General features: G+C 28.5%; 13 protein-coding genes. 1 reads left to right on the top strand and 12 read right to left on the bottom strand.

Translation table 4 applies throughout. From position 1 onward, the window contains the following. The first annotated feature begins 29 nt into the window (after window positions 1-29). Window positions 30-1,679, top strand: a complete 1,650-nt coding sequence (locus MCJ_RS02030) for an Mhp366/Mhp367 family surface (lipo)protein (protein WP_012751629.1) — start codon at window positions 30-32, stop codon at window positions 1,677-1,679. 1,260 nt (window positions 1,680-2,939) lie between these two features. On the opposite strand, the gene MCJ_RS02025 is transcribed toward MCJ_RS02030, so the two are convergent. The 12 genes from MCJ_RS02025 to MCJ_RS01970 all read right to left on the bottom strand — a co-directional run. Beyond that, window positions 2,940-6,161, bottom strand: a complete 3,222-nt coding sequence (locus MCJ_RS02025) for a P110/LppT family adhesin N-terminal domain (RefSeq protein ID WP_012751627.1) — start codon at window positions 6,159-6,161, stop codon at window positions 2,940-2,942. A gap of 32 nt (window positions 6,162-6,193) precedes the next feature. Next, entirely contained in the window at window positions 6,194-8,170 is a 1,977-nt protein-coding gene (locus MCJ_RS02020; protein ID WP_012751626.1) for a hypothetical protein, read from the bottom strand. A gap of 112 nt (window positions 8,171-8,282) precedes the next feature. Continuing rightward, window positions 8,283-10,370, bottom strand: coding sequence for a P97 family adhesin (locus tag MCJ_RS02015; protein WP_041594520.1), 2,088 nt, complete (start codon window positions 10,368-10,370; stop codon window positions 8,283-8,285). A gap of 514 nt (window positions 10,371-10,884) precedes the next feature. Further along, window positions 10,885-12,054, bottom strand: coding sequence for an oxidoreductase (locus MCJ_RS02010; protein ID WP_012751624.1), 1,170 nt, complete (start codon window positions 12,052-12,054; stop codon window positions 10,885-10,887). Between the two features lie 5 nt (window positions 12,055-12,059). Next, on the bottom strand, window positions 12,060-13,091 hold the full coding sequence (locus MCJ_RS02005; RefSeq protein ID WP_012751623.1) for a lipoate--protein ligase: 1,032 nt from the start codon (window positions 13,089-13,091) through the stop codon (window positions 12,060-12,062). Continuing rightward, on the bottom strand, window positions 13,069-13,968 hold the full coding sequence (locus MCJ_RS02000; protein ID WP_012751622.1) for an SIR2 family NAD-dependent protein deacylase: 900 nt from the start codon (window positions 13,966-13,968) through the stop codon (window positions 13,069-13,071). Before MCJ_RS02000 ends, MCJ_RS02005 begins: the two co-directional genes overlap by 23 nt. Continuing rightward, the gene (locus MCJ_RS01995; RefSeq protein ID WP_012751621.1) at window positions 13,940-14,275 is read right to left on the bottom strand and encodes a glycine cleavage system protein H; all 336 of its coding nucleotides are present in this window, start codon (window positions 14,273-14,275) and stop codon (window positions 13,940-13,942) included. Before MCJ_RS01995 ends, MCJ_RS02000 begins: the two co-directional genes overlap by 29 nt. A gap of 7 nt (window positions 14,276-14,282) precedes the next feature. Then, the gene (locus MCJ_RS01990) at window positions 14,283-15,269 is read right to left on the bottom strand and encodes an MsnO8 family LLM class oxidoreductase (RefSeq protein WP_012751620.1); all 987 of its coding nucleotides are present in this window, start codon (window positions 15,267-15,269) and stop codon (window positions 14,283-14,285) included. 119 nt (window positions 15,270-15,388) lie between these two features. Next, window positions 15,389-16,234, bottom strand: coding sequence for a hypothetical protein (locus MCJ_RS01985; protein ID WP_012751619.1), 846 nt, complete (start codon window positions 16,232-16,234; stop codon window positions 15,389-15,391). Between the two features lie 151 nt (window positions 16,235-16,385). Next, window positions 16,386-18,416, bottom strand: coding sequence for a P110/LppT family adhesin N-terminal domain (locus MCJ_RS01980; RefSeq protein ID WP_041594518.1), 2,031 nt, complete (start codon window positions 18,414-18,416; stop codon window positions 16,386-16,388). Between the two features lie 17 nt (window positions 18,417-18,433). Next, the gene (locus MCJ_RS01975; protein WP_012751617.1) at window positions 18,434-21,637 is read right to left on the bottom strand and encodes a P97 family adhesin; all 3,204 of its coding nucleotides are present in this window, start codon (window positions 21,635-21,637) and stop codon (window positions 18,434-18,436) included. 277 nt (window positions 21,638-21,914) lie between these two features. Further along, window positions 21,915-23,123 (bottom strand): Mbov_0401 family ICE element transposase-like protein (locus tag MCJ_RS01970; RefSeq protein WP_041594517.1); only part of this gene is annotated, 1,209 nt, incomplete at its 5' end.

Raw genomic sequence — 23,123 nt, 5'->3', positions numbered from 1 at the left:
CATATCTTATAAAAATATGAAGAAGTGTTATGAAGAGAAAAAAAATACTAATTATAATTTTGCTAGCCTCAGCGCTTGCTGCTACAAGCTTTGTTGCAGGCGGCTACTTTTGATACAACAAAATCACTGCAAAAAACAAAGATTTAAAAAATGACTTTAGTTTTAAAGCCATTTTTACTAATCAACTTAATAAAAATACAAATAATGAGGATCATAAATTCCAATTAAATATTACTGGCAAAAATCTACTTGACAATTTAGAGCAGGAAGCAAATTCCAAATTTGGCAATATTGAAGCATTTTTTTCACCTATAACTAATAAAGATTTAAAAGAAGTTGAAAACAAAAAGATTTTATTCCCTACTGAATATCAAAAATTTAACATTGATATTAACTCTAATTTTGCTGTCAAAGAAAATAATGACTTTTTTTTAGGTTCTAAAAATAGCAATCTTTTTGTTTATAATCTAAATATCGATAACCCAGAATCAATCATTTTGGATACTTCTGAAAATAAGAAAAAAATTTTAAACCAAAAGGGTACCTTGCTAGATGTTAAAAGTCATCACGAATTATTTCCCTTGCCCTATGTTGGTTTCAAAAACAAGGAATTAGCTGATCAAAAATATGAAAATATTTTTCAAAGAAATATTAAATTTTTAAATGGAACTGCCAGTGTGTTAGATATTAACTCAGAAAAAGCTCTTTTTTTAACAAATAATCATGTTTTAGATACACACAAAGTTAACTACAAAAAAATTAGTAGTGCAAATGCTAGGTTTTGAAATGTTAGTGTTGGCAATTTTATGCAATGATATGATAATGGGCAGAGTTACAGTGTTAAAAGCAACGATCTTTTATCGCTATTTTTTGTAAAAGATTTTCTGACTTCCAAACAAAAGAAAAAATTATTATCATTTGATAATGTTGTCCCAGGTTCTAATAGAGTTAAATTAGATGAAAAGCAGCAAGAAATATTCTTTTTCAACTTCTTTAACAAATATTTTCAAATTCCAGCCAATTTTAAAAATTTTAATGTGGACATAGCAATTTTTTATTTTAAGTGAAGTAAATTTCTAGAAGATATAAATCAGCTTGCAAGCTTTTATCAAAATAATAACTCTGATTTACAAGAATTTATTACCACAAATTCAAGAATAAAACCGATAATTGATAATTTTCTTCAAACTTATCAAAAACTTGTAAGTTTTTGAATAAAAATATCACAAAATCCACCAGTAAAAATTGCTAATACTTTTTACAAACAACAAAGTATTAATTATAAAGAATTAATTGCACTTTTTTGACCTTATGGGACACCTTTAAAAAATCATTTTAAAGGTATTTATAGTGCTCCAAGCCCAGGTGATATTACTCAATTAGCAATTTATTTTTACGCCAATAACGGCCCAGGAGCAAGTGGAAGTGCCATTTTTGATACAAAAGGTGAGTTGCAATTTGTAAATGCTTTTGGTCTAATCAACAATTTTTATGATCCAAATATCAAAAATGATAAACAATATTACGATAACTTGAACACCTACATACCAATTTCGGGGGGTATTCCTTTAATAACTGCAAATTACAATCTCAAAGATGAGATTGAAAAATTTTACCCTAGTAAAATTAACAAGCAAAATATTAAATTTTTAGATGCACCCACTTATCAGGATAAATAAAAAATCACTTAGTTACTTTATAGTATTAAGTGATTTTTTTAGTTTCATATCGGCGCACCGATTGCTAGAATTATTATGAGAAAGGGTTACAATACCTATGTTTTTAAATATTATTTAATTATTTAAAAATCTCATAATTATTTTTTTATGAAATCAATATTATTATACCACAAAAAAATACACTACAAAGAAATTTTTCAACATTTTATCGATCTGTTTTCCAAACAACTAATCCTACCATTTTTTACCCCCTAATTTTCACTATTAGCCATTGTAACATATTTTTTAAAAATTAATGCAAAAAAATAGTAGCTCTAAGTCTAAAAAATAAAAAAATAGAAATTTTAATTTCTATTTCACAAATTAAGAATATAAATGTGACAAACAAATATTTTTGAAATCGCCAAATGACAATTTTTTTAAATGTTAAATCACCCAAGTTATCATTAAAAACCTCTAAAGCGAATTTTCAATTAAAAATTTCTCTGGGCCTTGAGTTAATTTGACTGATTGCATTTTGTAAATCATCATCACTGATTAGGTTGAAATCAAAACCTTTTATAAAAGGTTTTGATTAATCCGTTTTCACGCTCATTAAAACCTCTTTGAAATGAAGCGATGGTTTTGGGATGTTTGTTTCGTACTTTTTAGCCAATAATTTTCTAGTTTTTCTTTCTACTAAGGTTAGGATATTATCGTGGTGCTGGTTTTTTGCTAACTATTAAATCTAGCTCAATGTCCAAAATCTTGCCTTAAATCTATAGATTTTTCACATGCTCAAGTTGGTTTTATATAACCTTTTGGAACTAATCTTTGCATTGCATTTCTAGTTTCTTCCCACCTTTTCTATAATATTTTCTAAGTCTGTTTTTGCTAACTATTACCCATTTATTAGTTTTGATTTAGTTAAAAACAGTCTTTAAAGATGGTCTTTCAATGTGGGGGAAATTTTCTGCTATATAAAAATATGTCGCTTTAACTCCATGGACTTTTTACCTTTTTCTTATTGCTAAATTATCTTCATAAATTCTATATTCATTTAGATTTCTTTTAATTTCTCTTGAGAAAGTGAGACTCAAACATTAAGTTGTTTAGCAATAAATTTAATACTTTTATTGTGCTATAATAAAAACTCAATTTTTACTAAATCTTCAAAACTAAAATGTTTAAATTTTCGATTTTTTATAATACTCCATAAATAAAAAAATGCAACAATAATGTTATTCTACTATATGTTGCATTTTTAATTTTTGCTAAATATTATTTTTTATCTTTAAGATAAGTATCAACAAAACCTTGACGCACTTCATTTAGTTTGTAAAAATTTTGATTTATTAATTCTTCACCTTTAAAAATCGCTAGTGCTTTAACAACAAGGCTTGCTTGATCTGTTTTATCAAATCCAATTTTATTTCAATTAATTCCTGATTCATCAAATTTATTTTTAGAATTAGAATCTTGAATAAAGGTATAGGCATCTAATTTGTCACGAGATACATTGGCAGATGCACTTGATTGTGCGGTTACACGGATGAATCCTGGAGTAGTTGCAATAGTTAATAAGATAGTTGAATTTGCAGCAAGCGGACGGATGATAGAGGTAGTATCACCAGTTTTGAATTGTCTAAAGAGGTTTTTATCATTTTCTGTATTTGGAAGTTCTTCAGTTTGTACAGTATTAGATGAATCAACAGTAACTTTATTAAATTTATTTTCAGAAATAGCAGCTGATTCAGGAACATCAATTAATAATACAGGGTTATCATTTCCACCATTTAGATCATCAATACCAATTATAAAGGCGTTGACGTCTGAGGTATTTACTGATTTTTTAGCTTTTTGAATAAAGATACCTTTTTCACTATCATCGCTTCTTAATAGATAATGTTTCTTATCGTCTTTAATTTCACTAGTTTCAAATGCTAAATAAATAACTCCACTTTTAACTTTGGTAACATCTTTTTGGTCACTAGGTATTTTGTTTTTTTGAGGTAGTGAATCTAAGGAAGCAATGTCAACAGCTTTTTGTAATAAAAGACCTTGGGCGCTTTGATTATTTAAACCAGCTAATTTGAAACCAATGTCTCCTCTAATACTATCACGAATTTGACGAGAATTTGCTGAAGTAGTAGCTAAAGCATTACGAGCATCAATGAAGACATCTGGATTGTATTTTTGCGCAATTTTGAATGCACCATTATCTGGAGTTATATTAGTAATAGTAAAGCGAGATCTCAGCATTGTTTGTCCAGATTGTTTTCAACTAGCAATAACTGTTAATCTATTGTAACCAGACTCTTCAATTTCAAAATCAACTTCTGCTTCTTTAATAGAAGGATTTCCAACTTCGTATAATCATTTTCAGAAATTATCACCATTATTTTTATCATCAGCCTTTACAAAAAGGTATTTTGCATATGGGTTAACAGCTGGAGCTGGGGTGGTTGGAGTTGTATTTGGATCAACTGTGTTTGTTGTGCCATTATTAGTTGCTGGATCAGTGCTTGCAGCTTGTTGAGTTTGTGCTCCTGTAGGAGGTTGCACCTCTGCTGGTGCTTCAGTTGGTTTAGTTTGGCTTAAAAGCTCGCTATTGTTTTTAATTAACTCATTGGTTAATGTAGTTAATTTAGTTTGACTAACTTTTGCTCCGCTATTAAGTAAAGTAATTGCTGATAAAGCTTTTTTTACATCATCAAAAGTTCTTGTAGAATCAGCTTTGCTACTTTTTAGAGAATCAATAAGAGTATTAAGTGCTTCTTTGACATCTGAGTAGTTAACAAGTGGTTCATATTTGTCACTACCTAAACTAACAAAAAAGTTTCTATTAATTCGTCCAATTTTAACATCTTTAAATTGGGTAGCAAAGGCATTTTCATATATAACTTTTGACACATTAGCAATTGCAGTGATATTATCAAAATTAAATTGAAGACCAATATTTCTTGTAGTACTATTATTTCCAGTATTATCAAGAGTTTGCTCATTAATTACCAAATAGTTAGAAGTTGCAATATTTTGTAAATAAGGAGAATTAACATTAAGTTTTTTATTAATAGTTAAACTAAATTTTAATTTTAGTTGGCCATTTTTTACTAATTGTTCAAGTTCTTGACTTGAAAGACTTGCATCTTGAGTTGGAACTACTAACTTAACATCATTAAAGCTAACTTGGTAGTCACCAATTTGTAAATTATCAAAGCTAATAGTTTGATCATTAGAAGTGTTATCACTTAAAGTAACATAATCACCATTGATAAAAGTATTTTTAACAATTTGTTCAATAGATTCAGGATTAGAATCTAATTGTTTAGCTCGCTCAATTTCTTCAGCAGTTGCAAAAGGATCTAATAAGACATCAACAACATTATTTTTATAAAATTGTTTTTGTAAATCTTCTACAAATTCTGATGTATTATTATTGTCTTTATTATATAAAAGATCACTAATAGTTGCTCCGGATGCAACAATTTTTGCTAACTCACTTTGATTAATATTGACATATTGAGAGATATTTTTAGTTAACTCAGTGCTAATAGCTTGTTCAATATCACTAGTTTTTGCTAAACCTTGGACATTAAGCTCAATTTTTTGAATTTGTTCACCTTGTTTAATTTCAATTCCAATGGTCAAAGTTCCTTGTTCATCATTAATATTAGAATAAACTAAATTATAGATAGCAAAAGCTTGATTTAATTGTTGACTAGAAGCGTTTGTATTATCAACTATTCTTTGTTTTTGGGCAGCTTCATTAATGTTGGTTTGTGGACTAATGACTTGGCGATTAGCAAAAAATGCTGGTTTGCCAAAGCCATTATACAATCCAATTGAAGCTTTGTTTGTTAATAAAGCTTCAATAAAAGCTTGACTAACGGATTTATCTTTATTTAATTGTTGGAATGAGTCTTCTAAACTAAGAGCAAATTCGCTAGGAAGAATTAATTTTTGACTATTAATACTGATATTAGATTTGCTTGGATCCACACTAACATTAGTTAAATTATCATCAATGGAATCGCTAGTTGCAAAACCAGCAATACTAATAGTTTTACTAAAAGTTAAATTATTTTCTTTGTCATAACCTCTAATGGTCACATTTGTTAATTGTCCACCCTCAACACGTGCATTAGTTGTATCTATTTCAATTTGAATTCCATCTTTGGTAAGACTTGTTAAATCAAGAGCATCATATAGTTTAAAACTATAAAGTGGGTCATTTGTTAAATTATAAATAGTTTTTGCAGAGACATCTTTAAAATTGTCTTTAACTTTAATTTGGGCAACTGCTTCATCAAACTTGCTTTGATCAAAACTAAATTTAGTTTCCAATTGCTTAGCTTTTGATAAATCTTGATTACTATTAAATTGATCACTATAGCTTTGTTGGTAACGACTCAAAGCAACAGGGACAGCAACAACAGTTGTGGCAATTGCAGTGATACTAAAACCTAATGTTAATATTGATTTTGTACTATTTAATTTCATATTATTTCCTTTATCTTGTTATTGCTTGTTAATTATTTACTTTGAATGATGATTTGATCTGTTGGTGCGGCTGGGGCTGGTGAAGCTGGTGAACCTGGTGTGGAAGGAGGTGATGCTGGTGGTGGAGTTGTTGGGGCTGCTGATGTAGAAGGAGGTACAACTGGCGCTGGTCCCGGAGCTGGTTGTGCTGGTGTTGGAGCTGCTGTTGCCGGAGGTTGTGGTTGTTGAGGTGGTACTGGGCTAGAAGGAGGTGCAACTGGCGCTGAAGCTACCGGAGGTTGCTGTTGAGGCGGTTGTTGTTGAGGCGCAGGCACTGGAGTAGGTGTATATCCTTTAAAGTCTTTAGCAATTGCTTCATCTAAGAACTGAATTAATTCTTTTCCTTTATTAATATTATCAATTTGAGCAGTTCCATCTTTGGTTACTAAAACATCAAAAGTCAATGAAGAGGAAACATCTTTAGTTTTTTGAGAGTCATTACTTTCTACATATAAAGATACAACACTGTCAGTAGACACATTAATGGTTTGTGAACTACCACTTTGACTCATTGTGTTTTCATCTACTGTTACAACAAGTTTTTCATCTTTGGTTTCAGTTTGAGATGAGCTTTGTTTTGCAAAAGCTTTTGATATTTTAGTTAGATCGGTAATTGTTTGTTCTTTTTTATCTTTTTTAACTAAAGAGAAAGAAACAATTTTTTTATTTGAATTATATTCATCTGCTTTTACTATTCTAGATACAACTAATTGATAATCTGGATAATTTTTCTTAATTAATTCTTCGATATCCTGACCTTTATCACCTAACAATACAGATAGCAAGTTTTTAGCATCGGTGTGACCTTGTGTCAGTGATTGACTTGAGCCTTTGCTAAATATAATATCATGTTTTGCATCTTTTGGTTGACTACCAAATACCGTTGTAAGAAATAAAGATCTATGAACTTCAAGATTTACTGAACTATTTGCAGCAACTGTACCTTGTTGCATTTGAGATTGCATTTGAGATTGGTTGTCACTTTTTAAATCTTCAAGTATTTTATCATTAATTGCTTTGATAATTTTTTCTCGTGCTTCGGTTTCTGAGTTCGCCATTTGATATTCTTTAATTTTATCATCTGATAACCCAAAATCTTTCAATTGCATAATAATATCTGTATTTTCTACATTATATGAGCTGACAATTTTGTCATCTTGGTGATAGTTATTAGATAAAACTAGATGTTCTAAACTATCAAAAATGTTGTCTTTAACTCTTGCTGTTCGATATTGAGTTGGAATTGAAACTAGTGCTTTATCTAGTTCTCTAATTAATTCTTGGTTTTCAGGTGTTTGTTTATTTACTAAAATAATAATTGAATTTTTAGGTGTACTAAATAATACTTTAGAACTTTCTTGATCAGTTTTGCTAACAACATTGTAGTAGTAATTTAACTTAATATACTCTTGCGAAGCTTTAGTTCCTGCCTGATCTAATATTGGATCTAAAGCAGCTTTTTTATCTTGAGTAAAGTTGTTATCTTCTTCAAATTGAATTTGATAATCAAGATTATCAGCAATTTTACTTCAAGGACTAAAGTTAGATAATTGAGCAGCTTTGGTATAAAAAGCTAAAAGAATATCAGCAAAACTTACCATTTTACTTGTTTCTATAAAGGGAATTAAACCTGCTAAATGATTAGTTGGTTTACCTGTAAGATCAACAAAATTTTCATCTAAGTTTTTAACTATTTTTGGTAATTTTTCAAAAACTTGATCATCACTTTGTAATGTTGAAACATTAATTGCTACTCATAAAGGTAATTGAAGTGTTGAGAAAAATCCTTGATTTTCTAATTCTCGATATTGATTGTTAAATGATAAATAACTTGGAAGAGTTTTATCATTTTGAATTTTGTTAAAATCATCTCTTTTAGTTTGATTTGTTTTGGTAAAAAAATCTAAAACTTCTTTTTCTAGATCTTTGTCTGGTATAGCTTTTAAGTCTTTATCAAATAATCTTCCCATATATGATAATACTTGTCTATACTCTAAATGTTTCTTTTCAGATTCTACTGCTGTTTTAAATCCTTTTAATTCAATTTTAGATGCTTGTTGGAAAATAGAACCACTATTTGGATTAAATGTTACATTTTTTTTCTATTAATCCAAATGATTTTGCTAAACTGAATAGTGATTGAGCTGCTTTTTCTGGACCTTGAGCAATTAAACTAGCATAGAAACTAGCTACTTCATTTGGGTTTCTAAAGAATTTACCAGAGTTAAGTGAATAAATGGAGCGATCTTTAGCAAATACTGTTCTATCAGTACTAAATTTAGAAATATCTTCAAGTGTTGGTAAATTTAATTTGCCAGCTCAAGCTGCAACTTTGGTTTTTTGATCTTCAAAATCATAGTCATAGTTAGCTGGATCACCAACTGTTTTTGCTAATTCATCAAATTTTTTGCTTGCAATTAAATTAGTAACTTCGTCTTTACTTAACGGTCTTAGACCATCTTTTACTATTCCACCATCTTTGCTGTTAAGAACTTCTAATACTTTAAGTGATTTTTCACTTAAAGGTAATGGATTTAGTTTATAGTAAAATAATTTTTCAAAACTTGGTAAAACTAAAGTAGAATCTGTTAGTTTTTCTGATTGTTGTGCTTTAAGAATTTCAGAATTAGTTTTAAATCCAACTAAGGTAAAAGTAGTTTCTTTTTGTGCAATAATTTCATTTGAATTTCCACCAAAGAAACTAGATTTTAATTTAATTTTTGTTGGAATTTGCACATCAAAAGCAGTGTTTTCAGCATTTGCAACAACGCGGATATTATTTGCATCAAAATCATATTCAATACCACTAAATTCTTTTCCTGCTTTTTGATAATCACTTAAATCACCTAATGTTGTAGTAAGCGGTAATCTTAAAAAGTCATTAACAAATTGCTTTAAAAACTCTGCTTTTTTAGATTGACTAGCAAAAGCAGTTTGCTGAAAACTATCAACAAAATCAAAAGCACTAAGAGTACTTATATCTATTTTAGTATTTTGAGTTGTTGTAGTTGTATTTGTATTTGCAGTGGTACCAGTACTGGTTTGTTGCCCAGTTTGTTGTTGAGTAACTGCTGCTGATGATTGACTAGCAGTTGGTTGTGCTGCTGCAGGTGTTACAGGTGTAACTGGCGCTGCTGGAGTTCGTACTTCTTTAAATAGATCAGCTGGAGTTATTTGTTGAATACCTAAATTATTAATGATATTTTCTGTAGTTGTGAAAAAGGATTTTCCTGCTTGATCTACTAAGCTAATGTGTTGAATTACTTGTACATTAATATCTTTAAAATTAGATAAAATTTCTTTAGCGCTTTCACTAAATTTAATACGAATTGCTAAAGTAGGATTAGCATTTTCATCTAAACGAATATATGAATTAGTATATGAATCATAGACTAAGCTAACATCAAAAATTTTGCCACCAATTTTTGGCAATTTATTGCTATTAGATGTCTCTACTTGTTTAATTAAATCACTAAAATTTTTAAAGTATGAATTAATAATAGATTGTGCTTGAGAAGCGTTTCTTGCCGAGTTTACTTCTCTTTGAAAGTCTTGACTACGTAGTAATGCAGGAATTTTAATATTATTTTTATTTTGTTCTTCTGATTCTTGTAATTCAACAAGACCATTAGCTTGTAAAGTTCCAGTAAAGGTTTTTAAAAAACTAGATTGAAAATCATTTAAGAAAAATTTTGCACGATCAGCAACAAAAATAGTTTTACTATAAATGTCAGAATAAGCAGTCTTTCCAGAAGCTAAATCTTGTTGTACACGATACTTAACTGTAAAACTTTGGGTTGCATCATCAAAACTGAAATCTAAAAACTCAAAATGTGGTTGAAGTCTTGCTTTACTTGAACCATCTATTATTTGTTGTAATTTGTTGTCTTTATTTTCATAGAAGTTGATGATTCTTGTTAAATCAACATCACTTCTTAGTTTATTTTGATCATCAAATAAGTCTTTTTTAATTGTTGTATAGTTTGCATCTATTGGAAAAACCGAAGTCCCAAAAGCAACGTTATCCACTTTAGAAGCAAGATCTTTTACGGCTTTTTGTGGGTCACCTTTAGTATATTCGATTTTTGCAGATAATCCGACTGCAACACCAAATACTGTTATACCAGCGGCTGCTGTTCCAAGACCAATGAGTAACTGTTTGTTATTCATATTTCTATCCTTTTTCACTTGAATTTTTATATTTTTAATTTTTATTTAAAATTTTACCACTTTTTTCATATATTTAAAAATTTAACTATTAATTAAAGGTGATAAGAAATAAAAATTATAATATTTTACTATTAAAGTTCTTAAAAATTTTAGCACAATTATTTTATATTATACTAATTTTCATTTTTAACTTTTTAAACTTAAGTTGATTTATATTTTTATACTAACCAAATCATTTTTTATTTTCTTATAAAAATTTTGAGGTTTTTTATACGATAATAGCAACTAATATCTTAAAACTATCTATAAAATTAAACATCTTTTTAAAAAAAATAGTTTTTTAATTTATTCTTATAATTTAATATTTTTTAGTAAATATAACTCAACTAAAACTAAAAGAAGAATTCTTTTGTTATAAATCTTATAAAATTTGTTTGCAAATCAAAGAAATATCTATTTTTTAGTTTAAAAAATTTAGATCTGCTCATTTCAATATTGTATTTTTTCTTTATTTTTATAGCTTTTTAGAGTTTTTATCAAGAATTTTTCTTGATTGTTCTGTAAGTGATTCACCATAAGAAAAATATTGAAAAATATTTTGAAAAGCTGATTGTGGAATTGCTAATTCCTCTAGCTCATCTGTGCTAATATCTAATTTGATTTCTTGATTATCTCTAATTTTTGTAACTAATTCAGGATCACTAACAAAAGCTGAGCTTAGACCAACAAAATCACCATATGCAATAGCTTGTTCAATTTTTTGTTTGCTATTAATTGAACCACTAACTATTAGTGGAATTCTTTGATCTAAAAATTCATAGACAACTTTATTTATTAATTGATTATAATATTTGCCTTTTGAGCGCACTTTATTTAAAAAAATGTTTCTCCCTCAACTAGCAATTGCTAAATAATCAATTTTGATTTTGTTTTTTAACAAAAGATTAATAAATGCTAAAAAATCTTCAATTCTATAACCTAAGTCTTCACCACGAGTCTCTTCGGGAGTGCAACGATAACCAACAATAAAATTATCTGGTTGTAATTCTTCTACGACTTGCTTAACACCTTGAAAAATATCTATTAAAAAGCGCGAGCGATTTTCTAGTGTTAAACTTGAATAGTCATCCAAACGTTTGTTACTAAAAGATGAAAAAAATTCTTGGGGCAACAATTTTTGCGCTGAGCTAATCTCAATACCATCAAAACCGGCAATAATTGCTCTCCGTGTGGCTTGTTTGTAGTCTTCAATAATCTCTTGAATTTCTTGTTTAGTTAAACTATAGACAGTGTGGGCAACAGGTGTGTGTAAAAAATTAGCACTCGGACCTACAGTATAGCCTGAATCCTTTAAAAAAGCTAAAGAATGTGAGCCAGCATGAATTAGTTGGGCAATTGCTAAAGAACCCTTTTTCTTCATCGCCTCTGCCAAGACAGACAAGCCAGGAATAAATTTGTCATCGCTAATACCAATGCCATAATCAAATAAACGGCCATTTTCACTTACATAGAGTCCCCCTGTAATTGTTATAGCTGCTGAGTGAGCGCGACGAAGTGCAAAATTTATATCTTCTTGACAAACAAAGCCATTTTTTGCTAAATTTAAATTTATTGGCGAATTAACAAAGCGATTTTTTAACAACCTATTTTTGATATAAAAGTGTTCAAATACCTTCTTTTTCATAGCTTTTATGACAAAATCGTCTCAATTATTTTGGAAATTTCGATAGGTTTGAAAAAAATTTCATCAAAATTAATTTTGGAAAGCGCTTGATATAAATCTTGATAATCAAGTCTACAATTTATTAAAGCCTCTTCGAGGACTGAAAGTGAAGTTTTAGCAAAAAAATCACCACTAACTTTAGCTTTTTTGATTTTAAAACCTTCTATTTCTAAAGAAAAGTTAATTGTACCAATTTCCAAGCGAGCATCACGATTGTATGAATATCCAGGACTCAAACCATAAGTTCAATCTCAGTTTTTATATTTTTTAGCTACTAATTCATCAATTTCTGCTCATGCTTGATCGCTAAGAACAAATTTTTGAAATTGACTTAGTTGCTGGGTTACTAAATATTGTTGCAAAATCAAATCTTTAAAACCAAAGCTATCAAGATTTTGATATTTGCTCTCAAGATGATTTTTCAGTGGTTCAACTCTTTGAGCTATTGATTTGATACCTTTGGCTTCTATTTTTTTGCGATTTGGTACCAACAAAGCTTCAATAGTTTCAAAATCAATATCATATAGTAAAGAAAAACCAGCATAAATGCGATTTTTAACTAATGACATCGCCGCTCCAGATATTTTTTTATTATTAATAGTTAAATCATTTTTGCCACTAAAAACAACATCTTTTGCTCCTAAATTTTTTAAAATTGTGATGATCGGAGCATAAAATTGGCTATAATTTCCAAGCATTTGTGGATATTTGTTATAAGGAATCGAAAAAGAAAAATTAGCAGATAAATCATCAATATAGATAGCCCCACCACCTGTATCACGACGAACGACAGGAAAATTTCTTTTTGTTAATAAATCAAAATTAATTTCTACTTCTGGATTTTGAAAATAGCCTATTTGCACATGCGGATCACAAATATAAGGAAAAATAATAATTTCATCAGGATCTAAATTTTCAACTGCTCAATATTGTATAGCAAGAAGATATGCACCATCTTTTATTCATTTTCCGTTTCTAATTGGTTCTATTAAAATCATTTTTTGCTCCTTGTTGCCAAACTTTATCAATTAATTTGGCAATATCATAGTGATAAATTTTGGTTTGTTTTTTTAGCTCACTTGAAATATGATAATTTTTAGCATTAAAGACTAAATAAGTAGATTTGCGATTAGCAAGACACATTTTTCAAAAAGCTCACTTGATTAATTGTGGTGTAGTATAACCGACACCAATTTCTCAAAAAAGCACTTTTTTGTCTTGATTTTCCTTTAAAAAATCATCATAAGCTTTTTGTTGAGCTAAAAAGGTAGCATCTTCTACCATTCCTTTATAAGCAATTCTTTTATTAACTTCTAAAAAGGCATCGCAATTGGGGCATTTTGGTAACAAAGTGGCATTAATTTGCATATTTTGCTGTGTTTTGACCATTTGATTTATAAGTTTATCATTTTTATATAAGATGTTTTGGCACATCTTGCTACATTGCAATAAATTATATTTACCTTGAATATAAAAAATCTTGCTTTGATCAAAATCATTGACTTCTAAACTGCTATCTGAATTAGTAGTGATAATGAAATAATTTTTATTAGCCAAAATCTCTTTTAACTTTAAAAATGAAGCGCTTTTTGGCAAATCAAAATAGTTTAATTTAATAAATCTGCTATGAAAAGCTCAATATGTTTGTCAATTAGGAAAATCAAAAAGCGAAGCTTGTAGCATATCTAAAAATCGATATTTTTCAATAAAATCACCAAAATGTTCTTCAAAACGAAAGCCAGCATAACCAATACCATCTGCGGCGGTCAAGCCAGAGCCAATACCAACAACAATTGCTTCTGCTTGATTAATTAAAGCTAAAATTTCTTGTGAATCTTGATCTAAATTAGTAATCTTCAAGTTTTTGGAATTCATTTTCATCTACTTCTATTAATTTAATAATTCAGTTGTCTTGTGCACTTGCTGAATTTAAAAGTTTTGGATTAGAAATTGCCTCTTGATTAAATTCTAAAACTTTGCCAGCAAGTGGCGATTTAATTGACAAGAGTGTTTTAGAAGCTTCAAGTTTTAAAATTTCATCATTTTTTTGCAACTTGTTGACATCATTATAGTGTAGATAACCAATGGTACCAACATCATCTTGAAGTTCAGCGCTCATAAAAATGGTATAAATGTTTTCATTTTTTTCAATAATAAGATAGTTAGCAAATTTTTTCATCATTTCTCCTTTAGTCTTTATTTTTATAGATTTTAGCAACTGTTTTTATTGTTTGTAAACGTTGTTGATGACTGGTGGCAAAAGGAACAATCATAATATGATTTAGTTGTAGTTGCTCGCTAAAAAAATCTAATTGTTTTGAAATTGCTTTTTCATTACCAATTATAAATTTTTTACTAGATAATTTCTTTAAATTTATTTCTTCATCACTATATTTTAAATATTTTACATCTTGATATTCAGGAAAATAGCTAAACTCATTAAAGTTATTTCTACCCAACAAATATGTAGTAGCTGCATCTAAAAATTCTTTAATTTTTTTTTGATTATTGATTTTGACCACAAAAATAGCAAAAATAATTTTACCCTCTTGCTTATGATATTTATAAAAGTGTTTGCGATATGCTGCAAATACTTTTTTACAATTTTCCAAATCAGGATTTAAAAAATAACCAAAAATAATTCCAAATTTATGTTTGGCAGCCCAAATTGCTGATTTTATTGATGTTACTAAAATAAATAAGCTCACTTTATTGTTGTTTTGAGGAATTAAATTAATATTATTGTAAATATTATTGTTTAAATAATTAACAATCGTTTTACTTTTCGCATAAAATCTTGATTTAGAAATATTTTTAATATTTAGCTCGTTTAAGAGTTGAGGAGTTCCTGGATTTGCGCCAAAAGCAAAAAAAGAACGATTTTTATATAAATGCAAAATAGTAGAAATAGTCTCAGCAATTAACAAGGGTGGATAGTGCAACAACAAAAAACCAGCAATTCCCACTTTTAATTTTGATGTCTTAGCTAAAATATGCAAAGCTATTATTACAGGTTGACTAATTGAAAGTGAAAGTACACTATGGTGTTGTGTTAATCAAATTGAATGATAATTTAAATTTTCAGCTAATTTAGCATACTCATAACTATGATTAATAGTTGAAGTATAATCTAAATTTTTGTCTACTATTCCGTAATCTAAAATTGATAATTTCATAATATTTTTTAGTTGCTTTTTATTAAATTTTATTATTTTTTTAATTTTTGTTTAGTAAATTATTGATAAATAAAAAAACGTACATAATTATTTGTTTCAAAATGTACGTTTTTCATAGATTATTTTTTAATTAAATAGGTATCTACAAAAGCTTTTCTAATATTTTTATTTGCCAATTTATTTGCAACTAATCTTGGATCATTGAATACAGCAAAACCTTTGAGAATAAATTTGGTTTCAGAATCCATAGTATTTGCATCAAAACCTAATTTATTTCAATTAAATGAGTTTTCAAATTCAAAATCTTTTATGCTATCTTGAGCAATTTCAAGACCACTGCTTCCGAGTTTAGCACCAAATTTAACTTGTGAAAGTGATGACTCAGTTATATCATTTTTTGGATCATATGAATTGCTAGTTTGTAGTGAAAGTTCAATACTTGCTTTAGTTTTTACGATTGAAATCAACAATATCTCATTATCTCGTAAACCACCATTATGACTTGAGAGATCAGCTTGTTTTTGTGATTGTAAGAAGAAATTAGAGTTGACATTTATGGGGTTTGTTAATGGTGGACTTGTTGTTAGCGCTGTAGTTAATGCACTTAATGTATCTTGTGTATTGTTTCTTAAATTAAGTGAAGCTGAATCAGATGTTTCGGGTTTCGTATCTACCAAACTAAAGTAGTTTTGTGCTGCTTGGTTGTTATTTCTGAGAGTTTTTTTAACTTCTTCGTATAAAGGACCTGAAATAATAAGTGCTTTTGATGTTTGTTTTCTTTCTAATGTAGTATCAACACCAATAACATAAGAAACACCATTATCTTTGGTAGCAATTTCTTCGCCTTCCATTGTTGGTTTTGCAGCATCTCTTTGCAATTTATCTACTCTTTGAATAAAAATTCCACTAGTTCCTTTTTCATCACTTAAAAGATAATATTTTTTATAATCGTTTAATTTATTCAAACTAAAAGCTAAATAAGCAACTCCTGTATCAAGTGTTAAAGGAGATTTGGACTGTGTTTTTGTATATAATTTCTTAACAGCCTCCTCTTCTCTTTTCGTATCATCAGTTTGTGTTGAATCTGCTTTTAACTTAGCAAAAGGATCAATATCACTAAATTGATCAAGATCAATTTTTTTTAGAAAGTACTAAACCACGTTTTGTTACTTGTGCACCATCAATATTAAATTCAAGATCACCACGGTTAACTCCACGAATATCAATGTTGGCATTACTGTTCTTAGTTTTATCAACAATTCCACTTCTACCATCTAGGAAAAAGTCAACATTGTATTGCTGAGCAACATTGTATGCTAGATTATCAGGAGCCACATTATTAATAATTAAATGAGCACTTGCAACCATTTTGCCATCTTTGTGTGCACTTATTTGAATAGCTGGCGCATTAAATGAATAATCTACTACTTCTAGTTTTAAACTAATTTGCTCATCTGCAAACAATTTAGCAGTATTTGCTTTTATCAACAAATTAACTATTTGTCGAGAAATTGAGTTGTCTGGAAAAATTGTAGTTAATTTTTCAAGATTAATATTTGTTAGTTTTTTAGATTTTTCAATTAATGTTTGACTCTCTTGAGAAGTAATTTGACTTCCATTATTTAATAAATAACTATCTTTGATTAGTGAGCTAATTTGCTCTGCGCTTAAAGTTGTCAATTTCAAACTATCAATGAGATTTTGAAGCGCTTTTTTAACACTTGATTGGAAAACTAAAGCTTGATTTTTGTCTTGCGGTAAACTAAAGTTAGTCTTTTGTTTACCAAGAGCACTAAACAATTGCTCTTCATAAGTGTTGTTTGCAATTTTGACATCTATACTATAATCGGTTTTTTTAGCTTTTCCAGTATCAGTTTTTAAATTAAAGTTAAGTCTAATAGCACCTTGAGCTTTTAGTTGTGCTACATCGTTTTTAATACTTCGATCAAAAGTAACATCTTTAATTTTAAATTCTTGATTATTTATAGTAACTGATAAAGCTCGATCATCAATTAAAGGTTTTTCAAAATATTGTTCAGTTTTACTTGAATTCATTGGTGTCGTAACTTTTTGAGTAACATTTGGGAATTTAGCTTTCAATTCTGAATCTTTACTACTTTGACTAGCTGCTATATAATCAATAAAAGTTGTTTTATCTTGTTTAAGTGCTTCTAGAAGTTCTTGCTTAATTCTAAAGTTATCTTGAAATAGACTATTAAACTGTTTGGCAATATTGTCTTCAATTGTTTGCTTATTAGTTAAATTTTCAACTTTTAAATTCAAGGTTTTTACAACTTTTTGTTGACCATCCACAAGTTGGAATTCAAGAATTAACTCACCTGTTTCATCATCAGATTTTACAAATTTAATTTGAGGTGTTTGTTGAGTTGTAGTTTGTCCTTTAGTTGCCACAACATTTTGAGTAACTGGCACTAATTGGAAACCTGGATTTAAAATTGTTGGTAAACCAACTTGATCTAGTAAATTAAACTGTGCATTAAGCTGAAAAAGTGTTTTATTAAATGCTAAACTAACATTTTTGAGCTTTAAATAATTTTCAGTAAATTTTGCTTTTAATAATTCTTGGTAGTCACTAGGTAAGACAAAACCTTTAATTTCAGCTTTGATAGTTGAATTGCTACTAATATCAAAAGTTGTTGCACTTTGACTACTATTAGCTGCAAAATTTTTTAAGTTAGTTTTATAACTATAATCAAGTTTTTCTTGCTTATTATAAGCATGAATAATGACATTTTCAATTGCATTTGTTGACGAATTAGCTTGTGATGTATCAATTGTGAGACTAAAACCTTTGCTAGTTAGTGATGAAAAATCAAAAGCTGAAAGCAGTGAAAAATCTTGTAATTTATCATTGTGAAGACTAAGTGCAGTCTCAGCAGATAAAAGATGAAAATTATCTTTAAATTTTAGCTCATCAATTTCTTGTTTAAATTTATCATAGCTAATTTTTAAATTGTTAGCCAATTCAGTGGCTTTTTGGGGATCAAGATTGCTATTAAATTTACTATCATATGATTTTTGATAGTAGCTACGACCAACTGGAATTGCAACAATCATTGTTAAAAGAGCGGTAGAAAGCGCTGTTAAACCAACTAAAGTTTTTGTACTTTTTAAATTAAATTTCATTTTTCATCCTTTGTTCATTAGGCTTTTTTACTCCCCTCTTTGCTTATTAAAATTTTAAAAGACAAGCTTGAAAAAATAAGATCAGCTGTGGTGCTTGCTGTAGTTGATGGTTGAGTTGCAACAGCTTGTTGAGCAGTAGCAGCAGGCGCAGCTGGTGTTGAACCACTTGTACTTGGACTAGGTGCTGGAGTTGGCTTAGGTTTTGGAGCGGCTAGAAAAATAGTTAATGATTTTTTATTAAAGTTAAATCTATCAGGTTCAACCAATTGGAAAACTAAAACTTGAAATTGTGGATACTTAGTTTTGAAAAATTCAATTAAATCTTTACCACGAGCTCCAAGTGCACTTAATTTTTCAACATCGGTATATTTTCCAAAGTCTTTTGGATCTAGAGGTTTGTTCTTATCAAAACTTGGATCTAATTTTTTCTCTAATCCATCATAATCTTCTTCAGACAATGTTACATTTCTAAATTCGCTAGGAATACTAATAATTGCCTGGTCAAGTTGATCAATAATTACTTGATCTGGGTTAGCTTGTCCATCAACTAAATGAAGAATTATACTTTGTTTTGGAGTAGTAAATTCTGCTTTTTCAATGAGATTGTCAGCATTTTTGTAACCAATTCGATAGTAGTAATTAAGCTTTTTAGCTTTTGATTTTTGCTCTTTACCTGTATCATCTAATATTTTAATTTCTGGTTTATCTTTTAAATATTCTTCAGAATTGAAGTCTTGGTCTTCTTCAAAAATAATTTCTGAGCTTAATTTACTATCGATTTTGCCAAATGCTTGGAAATATTGCAATTGTTGTGCTTTGTAGTAAAAAGCTAAAATGACATCTTCAAAGGTTTCTAACTTCTTAAATTTTTCAGAAATTTTAATATTTTCTTGTGTACTTTCAATATCACCAAAAATTTCTTTACCTTGTTTATCTACCTCTATAGTAGATTTTTGAGTTACTAATTTAAACCTATTTTTATCTTTTTTACTATTATCACTAACAGTTAGGCCACCATCATCGTCAACAAATTTATTAAAGTATTTACCTTGAATATCCTTGCCTGTTAAAGTTTTATCTAAAGTTTTTAAATCAATTTTGGATGCAAAATCTAAGTCTGTTGAATTAAAACTATTTGGTAAAAATAGTGTTGAAAAATAACCTTGATTCAAGATATTTAAGTATTGACTATTAAAAGATATTTCATAAATACCATCTTTTGTGAGCTTAATTTTTTTGGCATTTTCTAGAATTTTATTTGGATCGGATAAATCAATTTTTTCAAATTTATCTACTAATTTTAAAGCTTTAACAATTTCTAATAATTTGCTAACAACTGCTTTTTTACCTTGTTTTACAAGATGTGCATAAAATGCTGCAACAGCAGAAGGGTTGCGGAAAAACTTACCACTATTTAGTGATGCAACTCCATATTGACGAGCATATGAGCTTGTATCGACTGTAAAATCATCTTGAAAATCTTGAGCACTTGGAAAATCAACATCCCCTGTTCAAGCACCTACTTTATAATCAGTGTTATCGAAATTGTAAGCATAAAGAACTGGATCTGAGATTATATCTTTTAATTTAGTATAATTTTTCTCTTTTAATAGTTTATCAAATTCTTCAACTGTAAGTCGTTTGTTTGGTGAGTCTTTAAAAATTCCAAAAAGTTCTTTTTCTTGTAAAAGATTTGCTTGAGAAGCAAAAAATGGAAGTGGATCTAAATTATAGTAATACTGTTTTGTTAAATCAGCAATTACTGGCTCTGCCTTTGTGGCAGTTTTTTGAAGTTTTTCTGCTTTAAAGCCGCTGATATTAAAAGTTACTTGTTTTGATTTTACTATTTTATTTTTGTTAAATTGATCACCATAAAATTCTCCTGTTGCACTTATAGTTGCTGGAATTTCAACTACATGTTGGCCATCTTTGACAACAACTTTTGCTTGACTGCCATCAAAACTGTAATCTAGACCTTTAATTTCCATACCAGCTTTTACAAAAGGAGTAAGTGTTTCTCCATAATCAAAAGCTAGTTTTTTTGCTAACAAGGAATTTAAATAATCTTTGATTTTAAGAGGATTTTGAGAATCTTTAGTTGATGCAATAATATTAACTTTGTTTAAAAAATCATAAGCTGATAACTGCGCAATATCATCTGTTTGTGCTTTCTGTGTTGTTTCAGCAGATTTAAAATTTTGGCTCACCAAATTTGCCAAATTGATTTGTTGAAATGTTTGATCTGCAGCAAAATAAACTTGATTATTGTTTTGATTTTTAGTTAATTTAATAGCTTCAATTTTAAATTTTGATGTATCAATATTGCTTAATTTGGATTTAGCAGCATCACTATATTGAATTTTTACATAAATAGTAGGCTCACCATTAATCAAATCTACATATTGACTTGTAGCTGGATTTTTATATAGCTCAAAATCATAAATGGTTGTTCCATCACCTAGTTTGTTAAGTGAATCCTCTTTCAAACTAGAAAAAATAGTATCAAAATTAGTAAAATATTTTTTAACTTGTGCAAGTGCTTGGCTAGCATCTTTGCTATTGTCATTTATGTCAACATAAAAATCTTGTGCCCGAAGCAGAGCTGGAAACTTATTCCCTGTTTTTGTTTTGTCAAATTGAGAAATGCCATTTGGATTTAAACTTGATAAACTAGTAAAAACTTTTGCTGAAAAATCATTAAAATATATTTGTGAAAAATCAGCAACAGAAATTGTTTTTTTATAAATATCAGAGCTTGCTGTCTTTCCATTGTCTAATTTTTGCTCAACAGTGTATTTTAGTTCAAAGTTTTTCTCACTATCATTTGCGGATAAATCTTTAATTACAAAATGAGGTTTGCTTAAATCATTTGTGTCATAATTGATTAGACTTAATTCTTCATTTTGTGATTTAGAGTAAAACTTAATTAGTTCGTTTAAATTAACACCTTCTTTTAATTTGTTTGATTGATCGAATAATTTAGCTTTTAAATTGTCATAATTAGAATCAATTGAAAAACTATTTGAATCAAAAGTAACATTTGCGACTTCTGAAGCAACTACTTTTACTTCTTTTTGTGGGTCTTCGCCCTCATATTTAGCCAATGTTGATAAACCAACTACTAAAGCGAAAGTAGAAATACTTATTGCAGCTGTGCTTGTACCAACAACGAATTTTCTATTATATTTTTTCACAGAAAAATCAGTTTGATTGCCTTTCATTAGAATATTAAAAGTTAAAAAACTTTTAGCAAGATAATTATATTATGAAAAAAAAAAAAAAAACATTTTTGGTATAAATTTGGAGTCCGTTCAAAATTATGGGGTGGGGGGTATAAAACCTTTTAATTTCTTAAATCTATAAATTATTTTAACACAAAAGAATTTGCACTTTAGAAAAAAATATATTTTTTTTACTTGGCAATAATAAAAGATATAGTAAAAATTTATTTTTACTATCCGAAATAATCTTTAAATTAATGTTTGGTAAAACTACTTTTTAACAAACGTCTAATATTAGCTTTAAGCTAATCATCATTTTTTGTGCTCTATCTTTTAGTAAACTAATATAAGATTTTAAACTATATAGGGCTCGTTTTTTGCTGATTGGAAATTTAACATAGTTGGCTACAAAGTTTTCGGTTCTTGAACCTATATAACTATCATTGTTTATATTTTTGATAGATTCAAAATGTTTTTTGAAAAAGTTTTTAATTCTTATCAATCCTTTAACTTCCTCAAAGCTGATTAAATAGATATCTTGCTCTTTTATTACTTTCATTATTAGTGAGCAAGCTTCATCGACCTCACCTTTAATAATCAATTTTCTTATATCCTGCTTAAAATTAGAATTGAACATTTTTTTATACTCTTTTAACCACTTACTTTTTGGTCTAATTTCTTGATTAAGCTTGCTTAATAAGTGGTAGGTGTCTAAATAATGGTTAATATTTAGTTCTTTGGCAATATTAATTAATGAAGGGGCACCATCACTTATTAAGAACGTATTAGTTGATTTATATAACTTTAAAGTGTTTCTGATCTCTTCAATATGTTTTGCGTCAACTTGATTATTGTTTTGTCCTGTCTTATTAGTAATACCTAAAATTAAAGTTTTATCTTGAATTTTACCCTCACGTTTGCCCGAGTGCACTACTGCCATACGTAGTCGATATTTACCTCTATTTTTACCTGAAAAATAAACATAAGCATCATCAGCTTCTATGTAGGTACTATACCCTTGGGGATCTTCTAAATCATAAGAAACAAAGTTGGCCTCATTAACAATATTGGTAATACTTCCCATTGAAATACCAAGTTGTTTTGCTATTTCCTTATAAGAAATTTTAGCAATTACCATTTTAATAACCTCATCTTTGAGTTCACTAGTAATTGTTTGACCTTTTTTACCTTTGTCAATAAATTTGTTAAAAGGTCGAAAAGTTTTGTTGTTTTCATCTATATATCTGCGCACTTTAACTTTTATCATCCCAGTACTCAACTTTAGTTTTATTATATAAAAACCTTTAGACCTAAAATTAGTTGATTGGAAAAAATCATTATCTAGTTTAATAATATTATCTTTTAATCTTTGGTTAAATTCTTCTTTGGCAATTTGAATATTTGACACTAATTTATCCTTTAATATGAAAAAAAGACGCTTTAAATGGGCGCCCTTTAATCTAACATTTTTTAGTTCTGTAAAAAA

It is taken from the genome of Mesomycoplasma conjunctivae, assembly GCF_000026765.1.
Lineage (GTDB): Bacteria > Bacillota_I > Bacilli_A > Mycoplasmatales > Metamycoplasmataceae > Mesomycoplasma > Mesomycoplasma conjunctivae.
Note: the sequence above shows the minus strand (reverse complement) of the source record. Positions and strands in the feature narration are given on the sequence as shown.